The following is a 24654-nucleotide window of genomic DNA, read 5'->3' on the forward strand; positions in this document are numbered from 1 at the left end:
GGAGCCGCTCGGCGCCTCCCGGGCCGCCCAGCGCCGCACCGAGGCCCACCTCAAGGTGCTGCGCGGGCTGGTCAGGCTGGGGCAGGAGCGGGCCAGGCGGGGCAGCAGCGAGGACCTGCGCTCCCTGGGCGGCTGGTTCCACGAGACCCTCGCCCAGGCCTCCGGGAGTCACGCCCTGACTTCGACGCTCACCCAGCTGCGCCACAAGATCTCCTGGATGTACACCGTGGAGACGCCCGCCAACCCCGTGGAGTCCTGGACGGAGCACGGTGCCATCGTGGACGCGGTGGCGCGCGGCGACGGCGACCGCGCCCGGGCGATCACGGCCCTGCACACCGAGCGCTCCACGGTCTCCCACCGGCTGCGCTTTCCCGGCGCCACCGAACGGGCGAACGGTGTGAGGACTTCGCAACACCCCGTAAACATGTCGGGCCTGCGGCATTAACACGCGCGCCGTATACAAAGAGATGTTATTCGGCGGGGCGTGGTTTCGCTGCCCGAATTCACGCGCGCCGGGAATTCACGGTCGCGCTCCTTGCGTGTGCCCGCGGTAAATGCGGACGCCGGAGCCTTCGCAAACTCCGGGGCGCGGCGGTCGTAAAGTCATGTCCGGCCCGCCGTGAAGTCGTGCGCGGCCCGCAGTGAAGTCGTGCGCGGCCCGGCGTGCGGTCGTGTGCGGTCCTCACGGAATCGCGGCACCTGCCGGACGGCCCGGCGCGGGGCGGGCGGGGAAACGGCGGGGCCGCGCCGACCCCATGGGAGTCGGTGCGGCCCCGGACGTGCGGGCGCGGGTTGCTCAGACGGTCTCGGGGAGTTCCTCGAGGCCCTCGGCGACCAGCTTGGCCAGGCGGTCGAGGGCGGCGTCGGCGCCCTCGGCGTCGGAGGCGAGGACGATCTCCTCGCCGCCCTGGGCGCCCAGCCCCAGGACAGCCAGCATGGAGGCCGCGTTGACGGGGTTGCCGTCGGCCTTGGCGATCGTCACCGGGATACCTGCGGCCGTGGCGGCCCGGACGAAGATGGAAGCGGGGCGGGCGTGGAGGCCCTCGGCCCAGCCGACGTTGACGCGGCGCTCAGCCATGTGATGCTGCCCTTCGGTGTTCAGGGTTGTCTAGACCAGTTTCCCATATCGTGAAGCATGCCCGGAGGGGACGTGAACCCCTCCGGGTGTGTCGCCGGACCGCGGCCTCGGTCCGTCGTCCGTCCTCCACAGACTGCCTCGCGCCGTTGCCGGACGCGAGCCGTACTCTGGGGCCCATGCAGACCCCGGCGGACCCGCAGGACCGGCACGAGTACCCGTCCCACTGGGAGGCTGACGTGGTGCTGCGCGACGGGGGTACCGCGCGCATCCGGCCCATCACCGTCGATGACGCCGAGCGCCTGGTCAGCTTCTACGAGCAGGTGTCGGACGAGTCGAAGTACTACCGCTTCTTCGCGCCCTACCCCAGGCTCTCCGCCAAGGACGTCCACCGCTTCACGCACCACGACTTTGTGGACAGGGTGGGGCTCGCGGCCACCATCGGCGGCGAGTTCATCGCAACCGTACGCTATGACCGCATTGGCGCCGACGGGACGCCCGCCTCCGCGCCCGCCGACGAGGCCGAGGTCGCCTTCCTCGTCCAGGACGCCCACCAGGGGCGGGGTGTGGCCTCCGCCCTCCTCGAGCACATCGCGGCCGTCGCGCGCGAGCGCGGGATCCGCCGCTTCGCCGCCGAGGTGCTGCCCGCCAACACCAAGATGATCAAGGTGTTCATGGACGCGGGCTACACCCAGAAGCGCAGCTTCGAGGACGGCGTGGTCCGGCTGGAGTTCGACCTGGAGCCCACGGACCGCTCCCTCGCCGTGCAGCGCGCCCGCGAGCAGCGGGCCGAGGCCCGTTCGGTACGGCGCCTGCTGGCACCGGGGTCCGTGGCCGTGATCGGCGTCGGCCGCGCGCCCGGCGGGGTCGGCCGCAGCGTCCTCGGGAACCTGAGGGACGCCGGCTTCACCGGCCGTCTGCACGCCGTGAACCAGGCCTTCCCGGACGACCTCAAGGAGGTCGACGGGGTGCCCGCGCACCGCTCCGTGCGGGACGTCGACGGGCCCGTCGACCTCGCGGTGGTCGCCGTACCGGCCGAGCACGTCCCCGCGGTCGTCACCGAGTGCGGCGAGCACGGCGTCCAGGGTCTCGTCGTCCTCGCCGCCGGGTACGCGGAGAGCGGTCCCGACGGCAGGGAGCGCCAGCGAGCGCTCGTCCGGCAGGCCCGCACGTACGGCATGCGCATCATCGGCCCCAACGCCTTCGGGATCATCAACACCGCGGACGGCGTCCGGCTGAACGCCTCCCTCGCACCGGAGATGCCCCGCCCCGGCCGCATCGGTCTTTTCGCCCAGTCCGGCGCCATCGGCATCGCCCTGCTCTCCCGGCTGCACCGGCGCGGCGGCGGCGTCACCGGCACCACGGGCGTCTCCACCTTCGTCTCCTCCGGCAACCGCGCGGACGTGTCCGGCAACGACGTCCTCCAGTACTGGTACGACGACCCCGAGACGGACGTCGTCCTCATGTACCTGGAGTCCATCGGCAACCCGCGCAAGTTCACCCGCCTCGCCCGGCGGACGGGGGCGGCGAAGCCGCTGGTCGTGGTGCAGGGCGCGGGGCAGGCGCCGCCGGGCCACGCGGTACAGGCGACGCGGCTGCCGCACGCCACGGTGTCCGCGCTGCTCAGGCAGGCCGGGGTGATCCGGGTCGACACGATCACCGAGCTGGTCGACGCGGGGCTGCTGCTCGCGCGGCAGCCGCTGCCGGCGGGGCCGCGGGTGGCGATCCTCGGCAACTCGGAGTCGCTCGGGCTGCTGACGTACGACCGGTGCCTGGCGGAGGGGCTGCGGCCGGCCAGGCCGCTGGACCTGACGACACGGGCGGGTGCCGCGGACTTCCACCGGGCGCTGTCGCAGGCGCTGGCCGACGACTCGTGCGACGCGGTGGTCGTCACGGCGATCCCGACGATCGGGGAGGGGGCGGTGGGGGACGCGGAGCTGGCGGAGGCGCTGCGGTCTGCCGCCGAAGAGGTTCCGGGGAAGCCGGTGCTTGTGGTGCACGTCGAGCTCGGGGGGCTGGCGGAGGCGCTTTCGGCTGCGGGCCGTACCGCACCTTCGGCTGCCGCGACGGCACCCGGCACCGGTGGCGGTGCCCACCTTCCCCCACTCCCGGCTTCGCTCGACCGGGGGGACCCCCATCGCGCCGCGGAACGACTGCCCACCGCGGGATCAGTACGACTGCCCACCCCGGTGGCGGTACAGGCGAAGCCCCCCGCCCCGCAGGCCTCCCGCCCCTGCTCCCGTCTCATCCCCGCCTACCCCGCCGCCGAGCGGGCCGTCCGGGCGCTTGCCGAAGCCGTGAAGTACGCGCAGTGGCAGCGCGAGGCCGCCGACCCCGGGAAGGTGCCCGAGTACGACGACATCGACGAGAGGGGCGCCGCCGAGCTGATCGGCGCGCTGCTCGAGCGCGACGAGGGGCTCACCATCGGCGCCGAGGAGACCTGCCGGCTCCTCGGCAGGTACGGCATCGACGTGCACCGCGCACTGCCCGCCCCCACCCCCGGTGCCGCCGCCGACGCCGCCCGCGCCCTCGGCTATCCCGTCGCCCTCAAGGCCACCGCCCCCCACCTGCGGCACCGCGCCGACCTGGGCGGCGTCCGCCTCGACCTGGCGGACGAAGAGCAACTGCGCCGGGCGTACGACGAGTTGAGCGAGCTGTTCGGGCCGCCCGAGGAGCTGCGGCCGGTGGTGCAGCGGATGGCGCCCCGGGGTGTCGACACCGTCGTACGCGCCGTGATCGACCCGGCCGCCGGAGCCGTGGTGTCCTTCGGCCTCGCCGGGGCCGCCTCGCAACTGCTCGGGGACATGGCGCACCGGCTGGTTCCGGTCACCGACCGGGACGCCACCTCACTGGTGCGTTCGATCCGGACCGCGCCCCTGCTGTTCGGCTGGCGCGGCTCGGCCCCCGTCGACACGCCCGCCCTGGAGGAGCTGCTGCTCAGGGTCTCCCGGCTGGTCGACGACCACCCCGAGGTCGTCGCGGTCACCCTGGAACCGGTCGTGGTCGCCCGGCAGGGCGTGAGCGTCCTCGGGGCCACCGTGCGCCTCGCACCGCCTCCGGCCCGCGACGATCTGGGCCCCCGCACCCTGCCCGCCTACTGACCGCCACCGAAGACGTCGAACGCCCGCACCGCGCGGCGGCGTTCGAAGCGGCCGCGGGCGACCCCGACGGCGCCGTACGCGGCCTCGCACGACTGGCCCGGGTCCCCCTGCCCACGGATTAGGATGGACGCCATGGCCAAGACCAGTACGACGACCCAGGGGCTGCGTGTCGCGATCGAGCGCAGCGGCTACTACCCGGCCCTCGTGGCCGAGGCGGTGGAGGCCGCCATCGGCGGCGAGCCGATCCGGTCGTACCTGGTCCACCAGGAGACGACGTTCGACCAGAACGAGGTGCGGCGGCACGTGACCGTCCTCGTCCTCACCGGCAACCGCTTCATCGTCAGCCACACCGACGAGCAGGCCGCCGACAGCACCTCCCCTACGCCGTACGCGACCACCTCGACCGAGTCGGTCAAGCTCGGCCGGATCTCGTCGGTCGTGGTGAGCCGGGTCGTGGCCAACCCGGAGCAGTACACGCCGGGCACCCTGCCCCGGGAGATCGTGCTGACCATCGGCTGGGGCGCCGTATCCCGCATCGACCTCGAGCCCGCCGCCTGCGGCGACCCCAACTGCGAGGCCGACCACGGCTACACCGGCAACTCCACGGCGGACGACCTCAGCCTGCGGGTCAGCGAGGCCGGGGACGGCCCGGAGACTGTGCGCCAGGCGCTCGCCTTCGCGCAGGCCATCTCCGAGGCGACCGCGGACGTCACCCGCTGATGGCGTACGCCGCCTGGGACCATCCGGAACCCCTCGCCCTCGGCTCCGCGCCGCTGCCCGAGTACGGCAGCGGTTCCCTCGCCGACCTGCTGCCCACTCTGGCCGCGGGCATGGCCGTACCCGGAATGACCGCGTCGATCACGGAGCTGACGCCCGCCGACCGCAACTGTGTCTTCCTGATCGACGGTCTGGGATGGGAGCAGATCAAGGCCCACCCGGACGAGGCACCCTTCCTCACCTCGCTGCTCGGCAGCTCGCGCGGCGGCACAGGACGGCCCCTGACCGCCGGCTACCCGGCGACCACCGCGACCTCCCTCGCCTCCGTCGGCACCGGCCTGCCCCCGGGCGCGCACGGCCTGCCCGGCTACACGGTCCGCAACCCGCAGACCCGGGAGCTGATGAACCAGCTGCGCTGGCAGCCCTGGACGGATCCGGCCGCCTGGCAGCCGTACCCCACCGTCTTCCAGCTCGCCCAGGACGCCGGTGTGCACGCGGCCCAGGTCTCCTCCCCGCACTTCGAGCACACCCCGCTCACGAAGGTCGCGCTGAGCGGCGGAACGTTTCACGGGCGGCTGACCGGCGAGGAGCGGATGGACCTCGCGGCGGAGCAGCTCGCCGCCGCCGACCGTGCCCTGGTCTACACGTACTACGCCGAACTGGACGGCGCCGGGCACCGCTACGGCGTGGACTCCGACACCTGGCGCGGCCAGCTCATGCACGTCGACCGGCTCGTGCAGCGGCTCGCCGAGCAGCTCCCGGCGCGCAGCGCGCTGTACGTCACCGCCGACCACGGCATGGTCGACATCCCCTTCGACGAACAGCACCGCATCGACTTCGACGAGGACTGGGAGCTGAAGGCGGGCGTCGCCCTGCTCGGCGGCGAGGGCCGGGCCCGGCACGTCTACGCGGTGCCCGGCGCCGCGAACGACGTCCTGGCCTGCTGGCGCGAGGTGCTCGGCGAGCAGTTCTGGGTGGCCTCGCGGGACGAGGCGATCGCGGCCGGCTGGTTCGGCCCGGCGGACCGGTTCGAGGAGCGGGTGTACGACCGGATCGGCGACGTGGTCGCGGCCGCGCACGACGACGTCCTGATCATCGCCTCCGAGCGGGAGCCCAAGGAGTCGGCGATGGCCGGCAACCACGGTTCGATGACCCCCGCCGAGCAGCTCGTGCCGCTGCTCGAAGTACGCTCCTGAGACCCTGCCCCCCGATTCGCCGAAAGGTGCTCAACTTCTCATGCCCGAGCTGGTGTTCTTCTCCGGAACGATGGACTGCGGGAAGTCGACGCTGGCACTGCAGATCGCGCACAACCGGTCGGCCAGGGGGCTGCAGGGACTGATCTTCACCCGCGACGACCGGGCGGGGGAGGGGAAGCTCTCCTCGCGGCTCGGACTGGTGACCGACGCGGTCGAGGCGGTGCCCGGCATGGATCTGTACGCCCACGTCGTCGACCTGGTGTCGCAGGGCGGCAGGGTCGACTACCTGATCGTGGACGAGGCGCAGTTCCTGGAGCCCGAGCAGATCGACCAGCTGGCGCGGGTCGTGGACGACCTGGGGCTGGACGTCTTCTCCTTCGGTATCACCACCGACTTCCGCACCAAGCTCTTCCCCGGATCACGGCGGCTGATCGAGCTGGCGGACCGCCTGGAGACGCTCCAGGTGGAGGCGATGTGCTGGTGCGGGGCGCGTGCCACGCACAACGCCCGTACGGTGGGCGGCGAGATGGTGGTGGAGGGCGAGCAGGTCGTCGTCGGTGACGTGAGCAGCCCCGCGGCGGAGGTCGGCTACGAGGTGTTGTGCCGGCGCCACCACCGCCGCCGTGTGACAAGCGCTTCCGCCCATGCCGGCGCCCTCTCGCCGGACGTTCTGCCGGTGACCTCCGACTGATCTCCGGCCTGCCTCCGACGCGCCTCCCGCCGAGGGGGTCCGGCCGGCCTCCGGGGTGTGGCCGGGCAACCGTCGACGCTCGCAGGTGTGTGCCCGGTCTACCTCCCGTCGCCGGGCGTGGGCGGCCAGTCTTGTGGCACAGCCACGGAGTTGGCGGACGGGGGAAACGTGAACGCACAGATTGTCGCCGGTCACCGAATACGGTCGAACGCGCGGGACACCATCGATCCGGGTGACGAGCTCAGCGCGGCGCTCTTCGCGTCGCTGCGCCGCAGTGACCAGCGGCTGAAGGCGCGGCACTACTTGAGCGGGCTGCTGGCGGCGGAGGGACGCAAGTCGATCCGGAACATCGCCACACTCGTCGGCGGGGCCGCGGCCGAGCAGAGCCTGCACCACTTCATCAGCAGTTCCACCTGGGACTGGTCGCCCATCCGCGAAGCCCTCGCCGGCCATGTCACGCGGGTGCTGGCGCCCCGCGCCTGGGTCGTACGGCCGCTGTTCATCGCGAAGGCGGGCGGGCACTCGGTCGGGGTGGAGCGGCAGTTCGCCCCGGAGCACGGGCAGGTGCTCAACGGCCAGCTGGCCTTCGGGGCCTGGGCCGCGACCGAGGGGACCAGCGTCCCCCTCCAGTGGCGACTGCACCTTCCCGAGTCCTGGCTCGGCAACGCGAGCATGCGTCGCAGGGCGGAGATTCCCGACAGCGCCGAGGCGGAGACACCGGACGAGTGCGCGACGGCCACGGCGCTGACCCTGCTGAACCGGTGGGGTGTGCCGAGACGTCCCGTCGTGCTGGACGCCCACGTGACGGGTCTCGGCGGCGTGGTCCGGCCCTTCGCCGACGCGCGGATCCCCCTGCTCATCCGGGTGACGCCGAGTACCCGGCTGACCGTGGCGGACCGCGCCATGCCCGGGTACCGCGCGGGAGCGCTCCCGGCCGGCCGCATCATGGAGTCCGCGCGGGGCCTGCGCCGTCCGCTGGCTACCGCCCCGGGGCCGGTGCGGGGCACCATGCTCGCGGCGGCGGTCCGGGTCCGGCTGCCTCGGCCGGACACCGGGCCCGAGCTGTCGCTGATCGGCGAGTGGCACGAACGGGGAAAGGCGCCGACGTCCCTGTGGCTCGCGGCCCCGGCGACGGCACCGGTCGGTGATCTGGTGCGGTTGACCTGGCTTGCCCGTCGGGTCGCCCAGGACGAGAAGCAGACCGGCGAGCGGGTGGGCGTCCGCGACTTCGAGGGGCGCACGTTCAGGGGCTGGCACCGCCACATGACCCTGGCCTCCGTCGCGCACGCCGTGTCGGTGCTGGAGGCCGGGGCGGACGAACCGGGCCGGTCGCGTCTGTGCGAGCTGCGGCCCTCGGCCTGACGGTCCACGGCCTGCCCCCTTCGCCACCGGCTCCTATTCCGCCGCCCCTTGAGGGGCCTGGCCGCCGGCGCTCCCCGCCGCCCCGGAGTTCGCCTGCCGGTGCTGCAGGGTGTGCCGGGTGCGGTGCAGCCGCAGGGCCAGCTGGATCTCCAGAGCCCGCTCGGGTTCCAGCCAGTCGGCTCCGAGGAGTTCGGCGATGCGCTCCAGCCGCCTGGACACCGTGTTGGGATGGACGTGCAGGCTCGCCGCCGCGCGCGTCGGGCTGGCGGAGGAGGCGAAATAGGCGTCGAGGGTCCGGGTCAGCTCGGTGAAGCGCTGGGTGTCGTAGTCCAGTACGGGACCGATCACGCCCTCGATGTAGTCGCCGATGCCGTGGGTCTCGGAGAGCAGCACGCCGAGGAAGCCCATCTGCTGCGGAGTGGCGACACCACCGAGGTTGCCCAGTTCGGTGAGCGCCTCCAGGCAGCTGAGGGCCTCGCGGTGGGCCTGCGCCACATGGCCCGGGCCCGACACCGGCCCGGCCGCCCCGACCGTGACGGGATGTCCGACGACCGGCGCGAGCTCCGCGGAGACGGCGGTGGCCGCGGCGAGCGGGTCCGCGCCGGGCACCAGCAGCGTCACGCAGCCGTCCCGGAACTTCGTGAGCCCGGACATGCGATGGGCGTACGACGACGCCCACGCGGCGGCCCGGCCGCCCGGACCCCCCTCGGGCCGGGCCACCACCATCACATGCGGTTCCTCGATGGAGATGCCCAGCCGGCGGGCCTGCGTGACCAGACGGTGCGGCTGCGGCCCGACGTCGCCGAGCAGCTCCTCCAGCAGCTCGTCACGGATCTGGTCGTGCGCCACCGTCGAGGTGCGCTGCAGCAGCAGGATGAGGGCGACCGCCCGCGCGGTGAGCTGGAGCAACCGCACTCCGAAGCCGTCCGTGAGCGGTTCGTCGGGGACCAGAAGAACGGCGCCGAGGTTCTCGCCGCCGGCCGTGACCGGTGCGACCCAGCCGCCCCCGGTCATCGGCACCGGGCAGCCGGCCGCGTGGGCGTCGTAGGTCCACCTGAGCACGTCGGCCTCGGCGAGTTCGGGCGGTGTGCCGGTCACGACGACCTTGCGTCCAAGGCAGTCCCTGACGACCATCGCCCCCGACAGCTCCCTGACCGCCGCCTCGGCGAGGGTCTGCGGGTCGCAGCCGCTGAGCACCAGGTCGATCAGCCGGATGTAGGCGGCCTCGACGCGGCGCTGCACGTCGAGACTGCTCCTCGCGCGCGAGGTGTCCAGTTCCAGCTCGGTCACCTCGGCACGGGTCTCCTCCAGCAGCCGCGCGCGTTCGATGGCGACGCCCGCGAGCTTGCCGAGCGACCGCAGCAGACTGATCTCGTCCGGCGTGAAGTACCGCACCTTCCGGTCGGCACCGTAGAGGGTGCCGAAGACCTTGGTGCCGTAGCCGAGCGGCACCGCCAGGATGGCGTGCAGCCCCTCGGCCCGGACGACGGCGTCGATGTCCGGGGAGTGTGGAATGTCCCTGTCGGTCAGGTAGTCGGGGCTCCAGGCGGGCGCCCCGCTCCGCTGGACGAGGCCGCCGAGGCCGGAGTCGTCGGAGGTCTCCAGGCCCACGCTGCGCGAGGTGGTCTCACCCTCCGCCGCACGGATGGAGGAGGCCGGCCCCTCGCCGTCCGCGTCGCGCAGCCCGATGTAGGCCATGTCGAAGTTCAGCAGCCGGCGTGCCCGGCGTGCGATCTCGTGCAGCAGCGCGTCCATGCCGTGCACCAGGGTGAGGTCGTGGGCGGTGTCCACGAGCGCGGCGAGCCCGGCCTCCCGCTGCTGTGCGTGGCTGATCCGGGACTGGACGGACGCGGCCAGACGGACGGCCTGGTCGAGCTCGGCGAGGGTGTCGTCGGACACCTCCTCGTGCCGGGCGGTGCGCAGCAGTTCCTCGAACCGAGCCGCCGGCGCACCTTCGGCGAGCAGTTCCAGCACGGACATCGCATCGGGCGACGTGGCCGGCACCAGTCCCTTCATCATCTTCCCCCGTGATCAAGCAAGTAGCTCCTTAGAGAGCCTAAGCTTGGGGACCTGTGGCGGCAACCGCCGCCCGCGCGCGCCCAGGTGGGGGCACGGGTGGTGGCCCAGCCACCTCTCTCCCCGGCCGGATGTGTGGTCTGATCACCTGTCGCCCGTCGGGGACGGCACGGAAGGATCGGACGGGGACCCGTGACCACGGGGACACGAACGGTGACGGGGAACGCCGAAGGCGGCGCCCGGCACACAGAGGGGAACGTCGGGGGACGCATGTCCGAGATCAAGAGTTATCTACGTTCGCTCGAACGCAGCCGTGACTCCATGCGAGCGGAGCACCGGCGTGGGGAGTTCTCGTTGCGCGGCAGGGAGTGGGACCTGCTCGGCACGGTCTTCGCCCCCCTGCACGCGGGCACCACCGAGATCGTCCTGGACCTGCTCGGCCTCTCCGATTCCGGCCACCACCCCTGTCGCGGCTCGTTCCTGGAGGTCGGCTGCGGCACCGGAGTCGTCGCCGTGACCGCCGCGCTCGCCGGCTGCGAGCGGGTCGTCGGCTGCGACATCAACGCCGAGGCGGTGACCAACACCGCGCTCAACGCGCGGCGGCACGGCGTCGCCGACCGGGTCCTGGCCGTGCACAGCGACCTCTTCGAAGCACTCCCCGCCGGGCAGCGCTTCGACACCATCGTCTGGAGCTCGCCGTACGTCCGCGCACCGGAGGACTACCGGTTCGTCACTCCCCTGGAACGCGCCTACGTGGACCCCGGATACGAGGCGCACCGCAGGTATGTGGACGAGGCGCCGAGCCGGCTGACGGCCGGCGGCCGGGCCCTGCTGCACTTCAGCAGCCGCGGGGACGCGGACGGACTGCACCGGATCGCCGAGGAGGCGGGACGGCAGCTGAGGGTGCTCGCCGGGCACGTCGTCGTCGACCGGGGGGACACGGTCGAGCACTTCCTGGTGGAGATCCGTTCCGGCGAGTCCCCTTCGGAGGGGTACGGCAGCGCCGTGCACCGGGCCGGGTTCGTGGCCGGCCCGCCCGCCCGGACGGCTCAGCCCGTCTGAGTAACCGTCAGGAGCAGCTCCCACGCGGCCCGTTCGCTCTCGATCGCGGCGGTCTCCAGTTCGTGCGCGAGCGAGTCGAAGGCGATGCCGGCCCGTCCGTACGCGTCCAGCACCCGGCAGGCCGCGCAGTGTTCACCCGACAGGGTGTCGCCGTGGAACCCCTCGTGGCGTTCCAGCGCTTCGAGCCCCTGCCGGGGCAGGGCGTGCGAGGTCATCCAGGCGATGAGCCGTTCGACGCGGTGCACCGCGGCCCGAGGGGACTCCGGCGCGTTCTCGGAGGTCCAGAGCAGGCGTTGGGGGCGGGCGCCGCCGGCGACCAGGGAGCGCCAGTGCGGGCCGCCGAGGCTCTCCTCGTACCGGCGGTAGACGAGCCGGGCGACGGCCACCCCGGCCTGTCCGCGCAGGGCGGCGGCGCGGGGGTCCGCCGAACCGTCCAGCAGAGCGTCGACGCGGGCGTTCAGATGGCCGACGTCCAGGGAGACGAGCGAGGCGAGGGCGGACGCGGGGTGGCCGTCGGCCGTGGCGCGTTCCAGGCCGCGGAAGTAGACGTCCACCGCCTCGGCGTACCGCTGCACGGAGTACACGGAGCTGAGGTGCACGCCGACCCCGTGCGCGAGCACGTCACCGGCGGCCGCAAGTCCCCTGCCGGCGACCGGAATCCGGATCAGGAGGTTGGGGCGGTCGACCATCTCCGCGAGCCGCCTGGAGTGGTCGGCCATGGCCTGGGCGTTGCCGGCCAGCCGGGGTGAGATGCCCAGGGAGACCCAGCCGTGCATGCCCTTGGTCGCCCGGAACACCGGTTCCAGCGCCGTGCAGGCCGCACGGGCGTCCTCGGCGATGAGCGCGTAGACACGGTCCTCGGCCGGGGCGGCGGCGTCCAGTAGCCCCGTCAGCTGGTCCCGGTAGGCGGTGGTGTCCGAGACGGCGCGGGCGACCGCCGCGGGCCGGGAGATGACCCCGCCGACCAGTCCGTCGGCCACCAGTCGCGCCAGGCTGCCGTCGGCCAGCCGGCCGCGGTGGTAGTCGTCCAGCCAGAGAGTGACCCCCTCCGCCGAGAGCTGGTCCGGGACGCCACTGCGTTGCGAGCGCGGACACGTGGTCAATGACTGCCTCCGTTCCAGCAGCCGAACAGGATGCAAAGGGCAGCCGCGATTCTAGGCCCTGGCATTTCTCTTTGGTGCATGCGGCGATAACGGCCGAGTTACTGCGTGATCACGTCGCGGCGACCTGACGAAGTATGCGGCACGGTTTGCGTGACGGCTCGTCATGTGCTTCGCCGGGTCGTGGGGTGACACCTGACAAACTAAGTCCGTGCGCGTTGCAGGCCGTGCGGGCGGCGTGTGAGGCTCCCGGAGGACTGGTGAGCGAGTAATCGCAGTGTTCTCTGGAGGGGCCTTGACCGCAGAGCTCGACGGACGGTCGCCGGTGATTCGCCGCGACGGTGAGGGGATTTCCCGGCTCTGGGGAAAGGGGTCGGTGGTCACCACGAAACTCTCCGCCGAGGAGACCGGCGGCGCGCTGGGGATCACGCACTTCAGCGCGGTGATGGGGGAGCGCGCACCGCGCCACACCCACACGCTGGAGGACGAGATCTTCATCGTCGAGGGAGGGGAAGTCGTCCTCACCGTCGGAGAACGCACCGAAATCGTCAACGGCGCAGGCGTGCTGTTTCTTCCGCGTGGTGTGCCGCATTCCTACCTGGTGGAGAGCGAGACCGCCCGTTTCTATGTCATCACCACGCCCGGTGGATTCGAGAGGTTCTTCTCGGAGGCCGGCTATCCGGTTCGGCTGCGAGGTTCGGCACCGGTAGGCGACGCGTGGTCGGCCGACCGCACCGCGGAATTCTCGGAGCGTCTCGGGCTCGGCCTGATCTGGGGCGACTGACCGGTCGGCGATTTCCTGACCTGTAGGGCCGTTCACCGGTTCCTGTACGGCTGTCCAAAAGCTTGCACCGACACAGAAAGAGAACGCGGGTTCCATGAAGAGACGAAGTGTCCTGGCCGGCACGGCCGCCGCGATAGCCGCCACGACCCTGGAGACCGCCCCGGCGGCGACGGCCGCCACCGCCCCCTCGGCCGCTCCCGACGCCGTCACCGTCCTTCCGGGCGACCCCCGCTACGCCGACCTCGTCGTCGGCAACAACTCCCGCTGGGTCGCCCGGCCCGACTCCGTCCGGCTGGTGCGCACCACCGCACAGGTGGTGCGCGCCGTTCAGGAGGCCGTGGACGGCAACAAGCGGATCTCCGTGCGCAGCGGCGGCCACTGCTACGCGGACTTCGTCTTCAACCCCGAGGTCCGGGTGGTCATCGACACCTCCCTGCTCGACACCGTCGCCTACGACGCGAAGCTCAACGCCTTCGAAGTGGGCGCGGGAGCCACGCTGCTCCATGTCTACGACTCCCTCTTCAAGGGCTGGGGCGTCACCATCCCGGGTGGCATGTGCTACTCCGTGGGCGCGGGCGGGCACATCAGCGGCGGCGGCTACGGAATGCTGTCCCGCCGCCACGGCCTGACCGTCGACCACCTCTACGCGGTCGAGGTCGTCGTCGTGGACGCGAACGGCAAGGCCCGCAGCGTGGTGGCCACGCGCGAGGCCGCCGACCCCAACCGCGACCTGTGGTGGGCGCACACCGGTGGTGGCGGCGGCAACTTCGGCGTCATCACCCGGTACTGGTTCCGCAGCCCCGGTGCCACCGGCACCGACCCCGCCGCGCTCCTGCCCAAGCCTCCGAAGGAGGTCCTCGTCAGCGCGCTCGCCCTGCCCTGGAGCGAGCTGGACAAGGACGCCTTCACGTCGCTCGTGCAGAAGTTCGGCGCCTGGCACGAGAAGAACGGCTCCGCCGACTCCGCCGCGGCCTCGCTGTGCAGCTTCCTGATGATGAACCACCAGGCGAACGGCAGCATCGGCCTGCTCACCCAGATCGACGCCACCGTCCCCGACGCCGAGAAGGTGCTCGACGACTTCCTCACCGAGGTCACCTCCTCGCTGTCCGACACGGCCGTGCGCCCGATGTCCGAGCCGGTCGGCGAACTGGGGGCGCTGCCCGACCTGTTCACGCCGCAGCGGCTCCCGTGGCTGCACTCCGTCAAGCTGCTGGGCACCAGCAACCCGACCCTGACCAACCCGACGCTGCGCGGCCATCACAAGTCCGCCTACCTGCGCAAGAACGTCACCACGGCGCAGGCCACGGCGATGTACCGGCACCTGACGCGCACCGACCAGGAGAACCCCTCCTCCATGGTCGTCCTCCTCTCCTACGGCGGGAAGATCAACACCGTGGGTTCCGGGGACACCGTGTCGGCGCAGCGGGACTCGATCTTCAAGGGGCTGTTCCAGAGCTTCTGGTCGAACGCCGACGACGACGCCGCCAACGTCGGCTGGGTGCGCGACGTGTACGGCGAGGTCTTCTCCGCCACCGGGGGCTATCCCGTGCCGGGTGCGGCCACGGACGGCTGTTACATCAACTACCCGGACGCCGACATCACCGACACCAAGGTCAACACCACCGGGGTGCCGTGGTACACGCTCTACTACAAGGGCAACTACCCGCGGCTGCAGCAGATCAAGGCCGCGTACGACCCCAGGAACACCTTCCGGCACTCGCAGTCCATCACCCTTCCCGACCACACGTGAGGCGAGCTGTGCAGCAGCATGACGTCGCCGCGGCCGAGCGGACGCAACCGCCCCGGACGGCCGCCGAAGAGGTACCCGGCAGGAGGAGGGGCGCGGCCTTCGCGCTGCTGGCCTCGGTCCAGTTCGTGCTCATCCTCGCCATGAGCGTCCTCAACGTCGTACTCCCCGACATCCAGCACGAGTTCGGGCTCGACCGAGCGGAACTCGCCCTGCTCTCGGCCTCCTACGGCATGTCGTTCAGCGGACTGCTGCTCCTGGGCGGCCGGCTGTCCGACCTGTACGGGAACCGGCGGATGTTCCTCCTCGGCACCGGGATCTTCGGGGCGAGTTCGGTACTGGCGGCGGTGTCCCCGGGCCTGTGGACCCTGCTGGTGGCCCGCTTCGCCCAGGGCGCCGGTGCCGCACTCGCCGTACCGGCCGCGATGGCGCTGGTCAGCGTCGTACACCCCGAACCCGCGCGGCACGCACGTGCCATGGCGGTCTGGGGCGGGCTCGCGGCCTCCGGCGGGACCGCCGGCATGCTGCTGTCCGGGGTGGTGGCCTCTTCGGACTCCTGGCGCTGGGCGTTCGTCGTGCCCGTCGCGGTGGCGGCGGTGACCCTCGCCGCCGCCCCCCGGCTGGTCCCCGAGGGCGCGGCCCCGCGCGGCGGCCGGCTGGACGTCCTCGGAGCCGTCCTGGTCACTACGGGGATCGCGCTGCTCAGCTACGGCCTGGTGGAGGCACCGGAGCGCGGCTGGACCTCCCCGCTGGCGCTCTCCACCCTGATCGGGGGCGGTGCGCTGCTGCTGGCGTTCGTCATCACCGAGGCGCGGGTGCCCCAGCCGCTCCTGCCGCTGTCGTTCCCCGCCTCCCCCCGCAGGGCCATGGCGCTGCTGGCGGTGTTCCTGGGCGCCGCCGGGATCACCACGATCTTCTTCATGCTCGCGCTGTACTTCCAGGAGGTCAGGGGCTATTCGGCGCTGGAGACGTCGGCGGCGTTCCTGCCCTTCGGCCTGACCCTGGTCGCCGGCGGACTGAGCGTGGGCAGGCTGGTGCACCGCTTCGGGGCGCGCGCGGTGCTGGTCACGGGACTGGTGCTCGCCGGACTGGGGCTGGCGGCGCTGGGCCGGATCGGCACGGACACGCCGTACGTGGGCGCGGTACTGGCCGGGCTGGTGCTCTTTCCCGCCGGGGTGGCGCTGGTGTTCGCCGGATCCACCGTCACCGCGACCACCGACGTCCCGCAGGACCAGGCCGGTCTCGCAGGCGCCGTGGTCAACACCGCGCTGGAGGCCGGACCGGCCATCGGGCTCGCCGTCCTGGTGACCCTGGCCACCGGACGCACCACGGATCTGGTGCACACCGGGGCGAGCGCGGCGTCCGCCCTGACCTCCGGCTACGGCTTCGCCTTCAGCGTCGCGGCCGTGGCCTTCGGCGCCGCCGCGGTCTGCGTGCTCGTCCTGCTGCGCCCCCGCCCGCCCCGGGACAACGGCTGAAGGCCCCGCTCCCTCCGCCCGCCGGACGGAAGGGCCCCGCTCCGCCGGTCGTCCTTCCCGGGCACCCTGATTTCCCATCCGTCACGACATGTACCGAGGAGCACCCCCCATGACCGCCCGTTTCAAGGACAAGGTCGTCATCGTCACCGGGGCCGGAGCCGGCATCGGCCGGGCCAGCGCCAGGGCCTTCGCCCGCGAAGGCGCCACCTTGGTCGCCGCCGGAGCCCGGCCGGAATCCATCGAGGAGACCGTGCGCCTCGTCGAGGAGGACGGCGGCACGGCCGACGCCGTGGTCGCCGACGTCACCCGGCCCGAGGACATGGAACGCCTGGTGCGCACCACGGTGGAGCGCCACGGCGGCCTGCACGTCGCGCACAACAACGCCGGGGTCTTCGGCAAGCCCACCCCGGTCGGCGACCTGGACCTGGCGGCGTGGCAGACCGTGCTGGACGTCAACCTGAACGGCGTCCTGCTCAGCATGCAGCAGGAGATCAGGCACATGCGGGCGCACGGCGGCGGCGTCATCGTCAACACCGCGTCCAACATCGGGTACCACGGGCGCCGCCCCGGCATGGCCGCCTACGCCGCGTCCAAGGCCGCCGTGAGCACCCTCACCCGCGTCGCCGCCCTGGACCACATCAAGGACAACGTGCGCATCAACGCGGTGAGCCCCGGCGCCACGGACACCAGCATGTCGCTGCGCCCCGGGGAGACCGACGCCGATCGCGCGGCCCGGCTGGCCACGACGGTTCCGATCGCCCGCGTCGCGGCGACCGACGAGATCGTCAACGCCGTGCTGTGGCTGGCGTCCGACGAGGCGAGCTTCGTCGTCGGCCACGACCTCGTCGTCGACGGCGGCGTCACCACCTGATCCCGCCCCCCGGGTCCCCTCACCCGATTCGCGGCGTCCCGGTTTCGTGATCCACAGGGTCCCGAAACCGGGACGCCGTGCATTCCAGGAATTCCCGAGCCCGGCCACGTGAATTCGCTCCGACCCGTGGGTTAATTCGTGCCGGCCCGCCGGAACATGACGAAGTAACGGTTCGCTGCTTTACGGAGTTTCCACGGTTCCGCAGAATCGGTGAAAGCAACTCACGAGTTCAGCCGAATAAATCCTTCTGCATCCCATGAGAGGAACCGAGTTGGACAGCGAGCTCGCTTACATCGAATCGCTCCCCGCTCTCCAGCAGCCCGACTGGCGAGGCCGTCCCGAAACGGAGCGGGCGAGGCGGGAACTGAACGCGCTGCCGCCGCTCGTCGAGGCCGCGGACGTGACCCTGCTGCACGACCACCTCGCGACGGTCGCCGAGGGGAACGCCCAGGTCATCCAGGCCGGAGACTGCGCCGAGGACTGGACGGAGAACGGCCGCGTGGACGTCGCCCGCAAGGCCGCGGTGCTCGACCTCCTGGCGGGTGTCATGCGCGTCAGCACGGGCCGCCCCGTGGTCCGCGTGGGCCGGCTCGCCGGTCAGTACGCCAAGCCGCGCTCCAAGCCCACCGAAACCGTCCGGGGTGTCGAACTGCCCGTCTACCGCGGGCACATGGTCAACGATCCGAACCCCGACCCGGTACTGCGCCGGCCCGACCCCCGGCGCCTGCTGACCGGCCACCGGGCCGCGCGCGAGGTCATGGCACACCTGGGCTGGGCCGGCAGCGCCGGACGCGCCCAGGCCCCCGTGTGGACCAGCCACGAGGCCCTCCTCCTCGACTACGAACTGCCCATGCTGCGCCGGCAGGACGACGGCGGCCTCCTGCTCACCTCGACGCACTGGCCGTGGATCGGCGAACGCACCCGGCAGGTGGACGGCGCCCACGTGGCGCTCCTGGCGGCCGTGCGCAACCCGGTGGCCTGCAAGGTGGGGCCGACCATGACCCCGGAGGAACTGCTGCGCCTGTGCGAGCGGCTGGACCCCGGCCGGGTCCCCGGGCGGCTGACGCTCATCGCCCGGATGGGCGCCGGCACGGCACCCCACACGCTCCCCGCCCTGGTCGCCGCCGTCCGCGCCGCCGGTCACCCGGTGATCTGGCTCTCCGACCCGATGCACGGCAACACCGAGTGCGGCCCCGACGGCCTGAAGACGCGTTTCGTGAAGACCCTCGTACGCGAGGTCGAGGAATTCCAGGAATCCGTGGCGTCCGCCGGAGGAATTCCCGGCGGCCTGCACCTGGAAACCACTCCGGACCAGGTCACGGAATGCGTGGCCGACGTCACGCACCTGGATTCCGTCGGAGACAAGTACACCAGCTTCTGCGACCCGCGGCTCAATCCCAGGCAGGCCGTGGAAGTCGCCTCGGCATGGCGTCGCTGAAAGGAGACCTGTTCACCATGCAGGAAAAGATCGCGCTGGTCACGGGAGCCGCGGGCGGAATAGGCGAGGCCGTCGTCCGCACCCTGGGCGAACGCGGGGCCTCGGTGGCCGCCGTGGACAAGGACGCCGCCCGGCTGAGCGAGGTGACCGGGAAACTGGCCGCGGCCGGGCTCCGGGTACGGGCGTTCCCCGCCGACGTCACCACGAGCGCGGCGGCCGAGCGGCTGGTCGCGGACGTCGAGGACGCCCTCGGACCGCTCGACCACCTGGTCAACGGAGCGGGCGTACTGCGCCTGGGCAAGGCCCGGGACCTCACCGACGAGGACTGGGCGGCGACCTTCGCCGTCAACACCACCGGAGTGTTCAACATGTCGCGCGCGGTGGTCGGCCGCATGGTCCCGCGACGCTCCGGTGCCGTCGTCACCATCGCCTCCAACGCGGCCGGCACGGCCCGCGTGGACATGGCCGCGTACGCGGCCTCCAAGGCTGCCGCGACCATGTTCACCAAGTGCCTCGGCCTGGAGGTCGCCCGGTACGGCATCCGGTGCAACGTGGTCGCGCCCGGCTCCACCGAGACGCCGATGCTCACCTCCATGTGGAAGGACGACCACGGGCGCACCGCGACCCTCGACGGATCGCCCGACGCCTACCGGGTCGGCATCCCGCTCGGCAAGCTGGCCCGTCCCTCGGACGTGGCCGAGGCGGTGGCGTTCCTCCTCTCGGACCAGGCCGCGCACATCACGATGCACGACCTCACCGTCGACGGCGGCGCGAGTCTCGGCGTCTGACCGCCCATCGGCTCATCGGCTCATCGCCCGCCGCCCCATCGACTCATCGGCATATCGGCACATCGGCACATCGATACGAGGAAGGCCATGCCAGGCATACCCCCCATCCAGCCCTATCCGCTGCCCCGGGCCGACGACCTGCCCGCCAACACGGCGGCATGGAAGGCCGATCCGGACCGCGCGGTCCTGCTCGTCCACGACATGCAGCGGTACTTCCTCCGGCAGTTCCCCGAGGACCGGGCTCCGGGCGCCGGCCTCGTGCGGAACGCGACCCGGCTCCGCGAACAGGCGGTCGCCTCCGGCATGCCCGTCGCGTACACCGCGCAGCCCGGTGGCATGACCGACGAACAGCGCGGGCTGCTCAAGGACTTCTGGGGACCGGGCATGCGCGTCGCCCCCGCCGACCGGGAGATCGTGGCGCCCCTCGCCCCGGGACCGGAGGACTGGGTGCTCACCAAGTGGCGCTACAGCGCGTTCTTCCGGTCCGACCTGCTGGACCGGATGCGCGCCCACGGACGCGACCAGCTCGTCCTCTGCGGCGTGTACGCGCACATCGGCGTCCTGTCCACCGCGGTGGAGGCCTTCACCAACGACATCGAGACGTTCCTGGTGGCCGACGCCGTTGCCGACTTCGACGAGGCGTACCACCGGCTGGCCCTCGACTACGCCGCCGAGCGCTGTGCCCTCGTCACCACGACGACGCGGGTGATCGAGGAGCTCGGCCGATGAACGAGCCGTCCCGCGCGTCGGTGAACGAGCCGACCGACGAGGAGACCCCCCGTATGGCACCCGACCCGCTCGACCGGATCCTCGGGCCGCGGCCGCCCGCCTTCGCGCTGCTGCACCGTCCCGAAGCCGGCGGCGCGGACACCCTGGAGGTCCTGTCGGGCACCGCGTCGACGGTGGACACCGTGGCCCGGATACCCCTCGGCGAGGCACCCGATCCGGACGCCGGGGCCCGCCACGAGGTCCTGACGCTGATCCCCTACCGCCAGGTCGCCGAGCGCGGCTACGCCTGCGCCGACGACGGCGAACCGCTCATCGCGATCACCGTCGCGGAGCAGACCTCCGTCCCGCTGGGCGACGCCCTGCGGCGGCTGCCGGACGGGCCGGTGGTGCTCAGCGGCGGCGCCTTCGACCTGGACGACGACGAATACGCCGGCATCGTCCGCAAGGTGATCACGGACGAGATCGGCACGGGCGAGGGGGCGAACTTCGTCATCAAGCGGTCGTTCGTCGCCGACATCACCGGCTACACCGTGCACAGCGCCCTGGCGTTCTTCCGGCGGCTGCTGGAGCGGGAGCAGGGCGCGTACTGGACGTTCGTCGTGCACACCGGCGACCGCACCTTCGTCGGCGCCTCCCCCGAGCGGCACGTGAGCCTGCGGGCCGGCCGCGCCGTGATGAACCCGATCAGCGGCACCTACCGCTACCCGCCCTCCGGGCCCACCCTGGCGGGGGTGATGGACTTCCTCGCCGACCGCAAGGAGACCGACGAGCTGTACATGGTCGTCGACGAGGAGCTCAAGATGATGGCCCGCGTCTGCGACCCCGCTCCGCGGGTCGTGGGGCCGTATCTGAAGGAGATGGCGCGGCTCGCCCACACCGAGTACTTCATCGAGGGCGCGAGCGACCACGATCCCCGCACCATCCTGCGGGAGACCCTGTTCGCCCCGACGGTGACGGGCAGCCCGCTGGAGAGCGCCTGCCGGGTGATCAACCGGTACGAGCCCCGCGGGCGCGGCTACTACAGCGGCGTGGCCGCCCTGATCGGGCAGGACGAGCAGGGACGGCGCACGCTCGACTCCGCGATCCTCATCCGCACCGCCGACATCGACGACACGGGCCGGCTGAGCATCGGCGTCGGTGCCACCCTGGTACGGCACTCCGACCCCGGCTCGGAGGTCGACGAGACCCGGGCCAAGGCGGCCGGCCTCCTCGCCGCCCTGGGCGCCGAGGACCCCACGCGCCTCGCCGACCACCCGCGGGTACGCCAGGCCCTCGGCCGGCGCAACGACTCGATCGCCGGGTTCTGGATCGGCGAGCGCGCCCACCGGGCCGGCCCCAGGCCCGAACTGGCCGGCCGCCGGGTCCTCGTGGTGGACGCGGAGGACGCCTTCACCTCCATGATCGGCCATCAGCTGCGGGCCATGGGGCTGAAGCCGACCGTGCGCCGCTTCGACGAGCCGTACTCCTTCGACGGCCACGAACTCGTCGTCATGGGCCCGGGCCCCGGTGATCCGCGCGACACCCGGCACCCCAAGATCGCACACCTGCGGTCCGCGATCCGCACGCTGCTGGACCAGCGCCGGCCCTTCCTCGCCGTCTGCCTGAGCCATCAGGTGCTCAGCACCCTGCTCGGCCTGGAACTGGTGCGCCGGCCGGTGCCCAACCAGGGGGTCCAGCGGGAGATCGACCTGTTCGGGGCCCGGGAACGGGTCGGCTTCTACAACACGTTCGCCGCCCGCGGCACACAGGACGAGTTCGAGGTTCCCGGCACCGGGATCGTCGAGGCGAGCCGGGACGGCGCCACCGAGGAGATCCACGCGCTGCGCGGGCCGGGTTTCGCCTCCATGCAGTTCCACGCCGAGTCCGTGCTCACCCAGGACGGCGTACGCATCGTCGGGGACGCGCTCGAGGGGGTGCTGCGCACGTGCACGTGGTGATCGCCTGGTGGGACCTCGACCGGTCCGCGCAGACCATCGCCTCGCTCCGCGACTTCCTGCGCGACGAGGCGGTGGACCGTTTCTCCCGGGTACCGGGGCTGCGCCTGAAGGTGTGGATCTCTGACGAGCGCACCAACCGGTGGGGCGCCGTCCTCCTGTGGGAATCGGCGCGGGCCGCGGCCGCGCCCCTGCCGGCCCGGGCCGCCGAACTCATCGGATACCCGCCCACCGAACGGCACGCCTTCGACGTCGAGGCCACGACGGAGGGCGCCTACGACACCGTCCGACTGGCCCGCCTGGGCCTCGCCTTCGCCGGCTGAGCCCACGCTGCCGTCGCGACCGCGACGGATCCTTCCCCCGGTCTTTCGACCAGCTTCCCCACAACGACAAGGATGACGATGAAGGTACTCATTGCCGGGGGCGGTATCGGCGGCCTCGCGGCGGCGCTGAGCATCGCGCGCCACCACCGGGTCGTCGTACTGGAACGAAGGGACACCTTCGGCGAACTGGGCGCGGGCATCCAGCTGGGCCCGAACGCCTTCCACGCCCTGGACAGTCTCGGCGTCGGCGCAGCGGCCCGTCGACAGGCGGTGTACACCGACGAGTTGCGGTTCATGGACGGCACCACCGGACAGCGGGTCGCGAGCATGCCGCTCACCAGCGCGTACCGCACCCGCTTCGGCAACCCCTACGCCGTCGTGCACCGCGGCGACCTCTACCAGACGCTCCTGGACGGCTGCGCAGCCGAGCGGAACATCACGCTCCACACCAACTGCTCCGTGACCCGGTACGAACAGGACCCGGACAGCGTCACGGCGATCACCGACACCGGCCTGCGTTTCACCGGCTCCGCGCTCGTCGGCGCCGACGGCATCCGCTCCGCCGTGCGCGGCCAACTCGTCGGAGACGGTGCGCCACGCGTGTCCGGCCACACGATCTACCGGTCCGTCATCCCCATGGAGCGGGTCCCGCGGGAACTGCGCTGGAACACCGTCACCGTGTGGGCGGGCCCCAAGTGGCACTTCGTCCACTACCCCATCGGCAGCGGGAAGTTCCTCAACCTGGCGGTCACCCGCGACGACGGCGCCCGGGACGTCGTGGTCGGCAGGCCCGCGGAACGGACGCACGTCCTGTCGGAGTTCCCCGAGCTGAGCGACACCGCCCGGCAGCTGCTGGAACTGGGGGCCGACTGGAAGGAGTGGGTCCTGTGCGACCGCGACCCGGTCGCACGCTGGACGGACGGCCGCGTCACCCTCCTCGGCGACGCCGCGCACCCCATGCTCCAGTACGCGGCCCAGGGCGCCTGCATGGCCCTCGAGGACGCCGTCCTCATCGGCCGGCTCCTCGCGGACGCGGACGGGGACGGGGACGGGGACGTCCCGCAACGCCTGGAGAAGTACAACGCCGAGCGGTACGACCGTGCCGCCAGGGCCCAGTTGGTGTCCCGGGCCATCGGCGAACAGCTCTACCACCCGGCCGGAGACGCCGCTGCCGCCCGCAACACCATGCTGTCCACCCTCACGGTCGACGAACTGTACGACAAGGTCGAGTGGTTGCACGGGGCGCGCATCGGCGAACCCGCATGCGCCGCGCCGCCGGTGTGCCGACTGCCGTGAGCGTGGCGGGCGCGGCGCGTCTGGGGCAGCCGGCGGCGGCTCAGCGCGGGCTCTCGACCACCGAGAAGACCGCGCCCTCCGGATCGGCCACCGTCGCGACCCGCCCGTGTGCGCTGTCCCGGGCCGGCTTCAGCACCTGCCCGCCCAGCTCGGCGGCCTCCCGCAGGGTCGCGTCCGCGTCGGCCACCTCGAAGTACGTCAGCCAGTGCGGCCCGCGGTCCCGGGACACCGAGAGGCCGACGCCGTGGATGCCGGCCACCGGGCGGCCCCCGACGTGCAGGGTCACGTAGTCGAAGTCGGCGGAGACCACCGGCTCCTCCTCGTAACCGAACACCGTCCCGTAGAACTTGGCGACGTTCGACGTCTCGAAGGTGAGCAGCTCGTCCCAGACCGGTGTCCCCGGGACGCCGGTCAGGGACGTGCCCGGATGGGCCGATCCCTGCCAGATGCCGAACACCGCGCCCGAGGGGTCGGAGGCGATCGCCAGCCGCCCGGCCTCGGCCGCGTCCAGCGGGCCGACGCCCACCGTGCCGCCGCACAGCCGGGCCGTCTCGGCCGTCAGGTCCACGTCGTCCGAGGCGAAGTACGGCGTCCACGCGATCGGCAGATGCAGGTCCGGCGACAGCTGCCCGATCCCCGCGACCTCCTGCCCGTCGAGCAGCGCCCGGACATACGGCCCGAGCTGCTGGGGGCCGGGCTCGAACTCCCAGCCGAACAGGGTTCCGTAGAACTCCTCGGTCGCGGTCAAGCCGTGCACCATCAGACTCACCCAGCAGGGGGTGCCGGGCGCGCGCCGAGCGTGTGTACCGCCGTTCGGGCCGGCCGATCCCCGTACCTCGGTCATCGTCACTCTCTCCTCGGCCCCTCGCGGTGGCCATGTCGCTTCCGCTCTCCGGACCGGCTGTGCGGCAGCCGCGGGCACGCCCCGTGCCGATGCCCGCACCCT

General features: G+C 72.3%; 22 protein-coding genes. 17 read left to right on the forward strand and 5 right to left on the reverse strand.

Going from position 1 to position 24654, the window contains the following annotated elements; translation table 11 throughout:
* A partial coding sequence (locus tag JF597_RS11385; RefSeq protein WP_293992572.1) for an FCD domain-containing protein occupies window positions 1–445 on the forward strand: 445 nt, incomplete at its 5' end.
* Window positions 446–796: 351 nt separating this feature from the next.
* Here JF597_RS11385 and JF597_RS11390 read toward each other — a convergent pair.
* Window positions 797–1078 carry an HPr family phosphocarrier protein gene (locus JF597_RS11390; protein ID WP_007385204.1) on the reverse strand — a complete coding sequence of 94 codons (282 nt, stop codon included), beginning with the start codon at window positions 1076–1078 and terminating at the stop codon, window positions 797–799.
* Between the two features lie 176 nt (window positions 1079–1254).
* Between JF597_RS11390 and JF597_RS11395 the strand changes: the two genes are divergently transcribed.
* On the forward strand, window positions 1255–4176 hold the full coding sequence (locus JF597_RS11395) for a bifunctional GNAT family N-acetyltransferase/acetate--CoA ligase family protein (RefSeq protein WP_293992585.1): 2922 nt from the start codon (window positions 1255–1257) through the stop codon (window positions 4174–4176).
* Here JF597_RS11395 and JF597_RS11400 read toward each other — a convergent pair.
* A complete protein-coding gene (locus JF597_RS11400) occupies window positions 4170–4310 on the reverse strand; it encodes a hypothetical protein (protein WP_293992588.1) in 141 nt (46 codons plus the stop codon). The two genes, JF597_RS11395 and JF597_RS11400, sit on opposite strands and share 7 nt — an antisense overlap.
* Between JF597_RS11400 and JF597_RS11405 the strand changes: the two genes are divergently transcribed.
* The 4 genes from JF597_RS11405 to JF597_RS11420 all read left to right on the forward strand — a co-directional run bounded on the left by JF597_RS11405 (window position 4300) and on the right by JF597_RS11420 (window position 8142).
* On the forward strand, window positions 4300–4896 hold the full coding sequence (locus JF597_RS11405) for a DUF5998 family protein (RefSeq protein WP_093498645.1): 597 nt from the start codon (window positions 4300–4302) through the stop codon (window positions 4894–4896). The genes JF597_RS11400 and JF597_RS11405 overlap by 11 nt on opposite strands.
* The gene (locus tag JF597_RS11410; protein WP_293992594.1) at window positions 4896–6089 is read left to right on the forward strand and encodes a nucleotide pyrophosphatase/phosphodiesterase family protein; all 1194 of its coding nucleotides are present in this window, start codon (window positions 4896–4898) and stop codon (window positions 6087–6089) included. The genes JF597_RS11405 and JF597_RS11410 overlap by 1 nt, the downstream gene beginning before the upstream one ends.
* 40 nt (window positions 6090–6129) lie before the next feature.
* The gene (locus tag JF597_RS11415) at window positions 6130–6780 is read left to right on the forward strand and encodes a thymidine kinase (protein ID WP_293992596.1); all 651 of its coding nucleotides are present in this window, start codon (window positions 6130–6132) and stop codon (window positions 6778–6780) included.
* Between the two features lie 168 nt (window positions 6781–6948).
* Entirely contained in the window at window positions 6949–8142 is a 1194-nt protein-coding gene (locus tag JF597_RS11420; RefSeq protein ID WP_293992599.1) for a transposase, read from the forward strand.
* 33 nt (window positions 8143–8175) lie between these two features.
* Here the strand turns inward: JF597_RS11420 and JF597_RS11425 are convergent, their stop codons facing one another.
* Window positions 8176–10161, reverse strand: coding sequence for a GAF domain-containing protein (locus JF597_RS11425; protein WP_293992601.1), 1986 nt, complete (start codon window positions 10159–10161; stop codon window positions 8176–8178).
* Window positions 10162–10428: 267 nt separating this feature from the next.
* Between JF597_RS11425 and JF597_RS11430 the strand changes: the two genes are divergently transcribed.
* The gene (locus tag JF597_RS11430) at window positions 10429–11220 is read left to right on the forward strand and encodes a class I SAM-dependent methyltransferase (RefSeq protein ID WP_293992604.1); all 792 of its coding nucleotides are present in this window, start codon (window positions 10429–10431) and stop codon (window positions 11218–11220) included.
* Here JF597_RS11430 and JF597_RS11435 read toward each other — a convergent pair.
* Window positions 11208–12323 carry a transaldolase family protein gene (locus JF597_RS11435; protein ID WP_293992607.1) on the reverse strand — a complete coding sequence of 372 codons (1116 nt, stop codon included), beginning with the start codon at window positions 12321–12323 and terminating at the stop codon, window positions 11208–11210. The two genes, JF597_RS11430 and JF597_RS11435, sit on opposite strands and share 13 nt — an antisense overlap.
* A 292-nt stretch (window positions 12324–12615) precedes the next feature.
* On the opposite strand from JF597_RS11435, the gene JF597_RS11440 reads away from it, so the two are divergent.
* From JF597_RS11440 to JF597_RS11485, 10 genes are all read left to right on the forward strand, one after another.
* The gene (locus JF597_RS11440; protein WP_293992609.1) at window positions 12616–13104 is read left to right on the forward strand and encodes a cupin domain-containing protein; all 489 of its coding nucleotides are present in this window, start codon (window positions 12616–12618) and stop codon (window positions 13102–13104) included.
* A gap of 94 nt (window positions 13105–13198) precedes the next feature.
* Entirely contained in the window at window positions 13199–14854 is a 1656-nt protein-coding gene (locus JF597_RS11445; protein ID WP_293992612.1) for an FAD-binding oxidoreductase, read from the forward strand.
* 8 nt (window positions 14855–14862) lie between these two features.
* A complete protein-coding gene (locus JF597_RS11450) occupies window positions 14863–16329 on the forward strand; it encodes an MFS transporter (RefSeq protein WP_293992614.1) in 1467 nt (488 codons plus the stop codon).
* A 109-nt stretch (window positions 16330–16438) separates the two neighbouring features.
* A complete protein-coding gene (locus JF597_RS11455; RefSeq protein ID WP_293992617.1) occupies window positions 16439–17200 on the forward strand; it encodes a glucose 1-dehydrogenase in 762 nt (253 codons plus the stop codon).
* Between the two features lie 271 nt (window positions 17201–17471).
* Window positions 17472–18638 carry a 3-deoxy-7-phosphoheptulonate synthase gene (locus JF597_RS11460; RefSeq protein WP_293992619.1) on the forward strand — a complete coding sequence of 389 codons (1167 nt, stop codon included), beginning with the start codon at window positions 17472–17474 and terminating at the stop codon, window positions 18636–18638.
* A 17-nt stretch (window positions 18639–18655) separates the two neighbouring features.
* Window positions 18656–19426 carry a 2,3-dihydro-2,3-dihydroxybenzoate dehydrogenase gene (locus tag JF597_RS11465; protein ID WP_293992622.1) on the forward strand — a complete coding sequence of 257 codons (771 nt, stop codon included), beginning with the start codon at window positions 18656–18658 and terminating at the stop codon, window positions 19424–19426.
* 87 nt (window positions 19427–19513) lie between these two features.
* Complete coding sequence (locus JF597_RS11470) at window positions 19514–20155, forward strand: isochorismatase family protein (RefSeq protein WP_293992624.1); 642 nt, start codon at window positions 19514–19516, stop codon at window positions 20153–20155.
* Between the two features lie 53 nt (window positions 20156–20208).
* A complete protein-coding gene (locus JF597_RS11475; protein ID WP_293992841.1) occupies window positions 20209–22092 on the forward strand; it encodes an anthranilate synthase family protein in 1884 nt (627 codons plus the stop codon).
* Window positions 22080–22412, forward strand: coding sequence for a hypothetical protein (locus tag JF597_RS11480; RefSeq protein ID WP_293992627.1), 333 nt, complete (start codon window positions 22080–22082; stop codon window positions 22410–22412). Before JF597_RS11475 ends, JF597_RS11480 begins: the two co-directional genes overlap by 13 nt.
* Window positions 22413–22490: 78 nt before the next feature.
* Entirely contained in the window at window positions 22491–23708 is a 1218-nt protein-coding gene (locus JF597_RS11485; protein ID WP_293992630.1) for a 3-hydroxybenzoate 6-monooxygenase, read from the forward strand.
* A 40-nt stretch (window positions 23709–23748) separates the two neighbouring features.
* On the opposite strand, the gene JF597_RS11490 is transcribed toward JF597_RS11485, so the two are convergent.
* Entirely contained in the window at window positions 23749–24552 is an 804-nt protein-coding gene (locus JF597_RS11490; protein ID WP_293992632.1) for a VOC family protein, read from the reverse strand.
* Between the last annotated feature and the right edge of the window lie 102 nt (window positions 24553–24654).

The sequence above is a fragment of the Streptomyces sp. genome (assembly GCF_019510245.1).
In the GTDB taxonomy this organism is placed as follows: Bacteria; Actinomycetota; Actinomycetes; order Streptomycetales; family Streptomycetaceae; genus Streptomyces.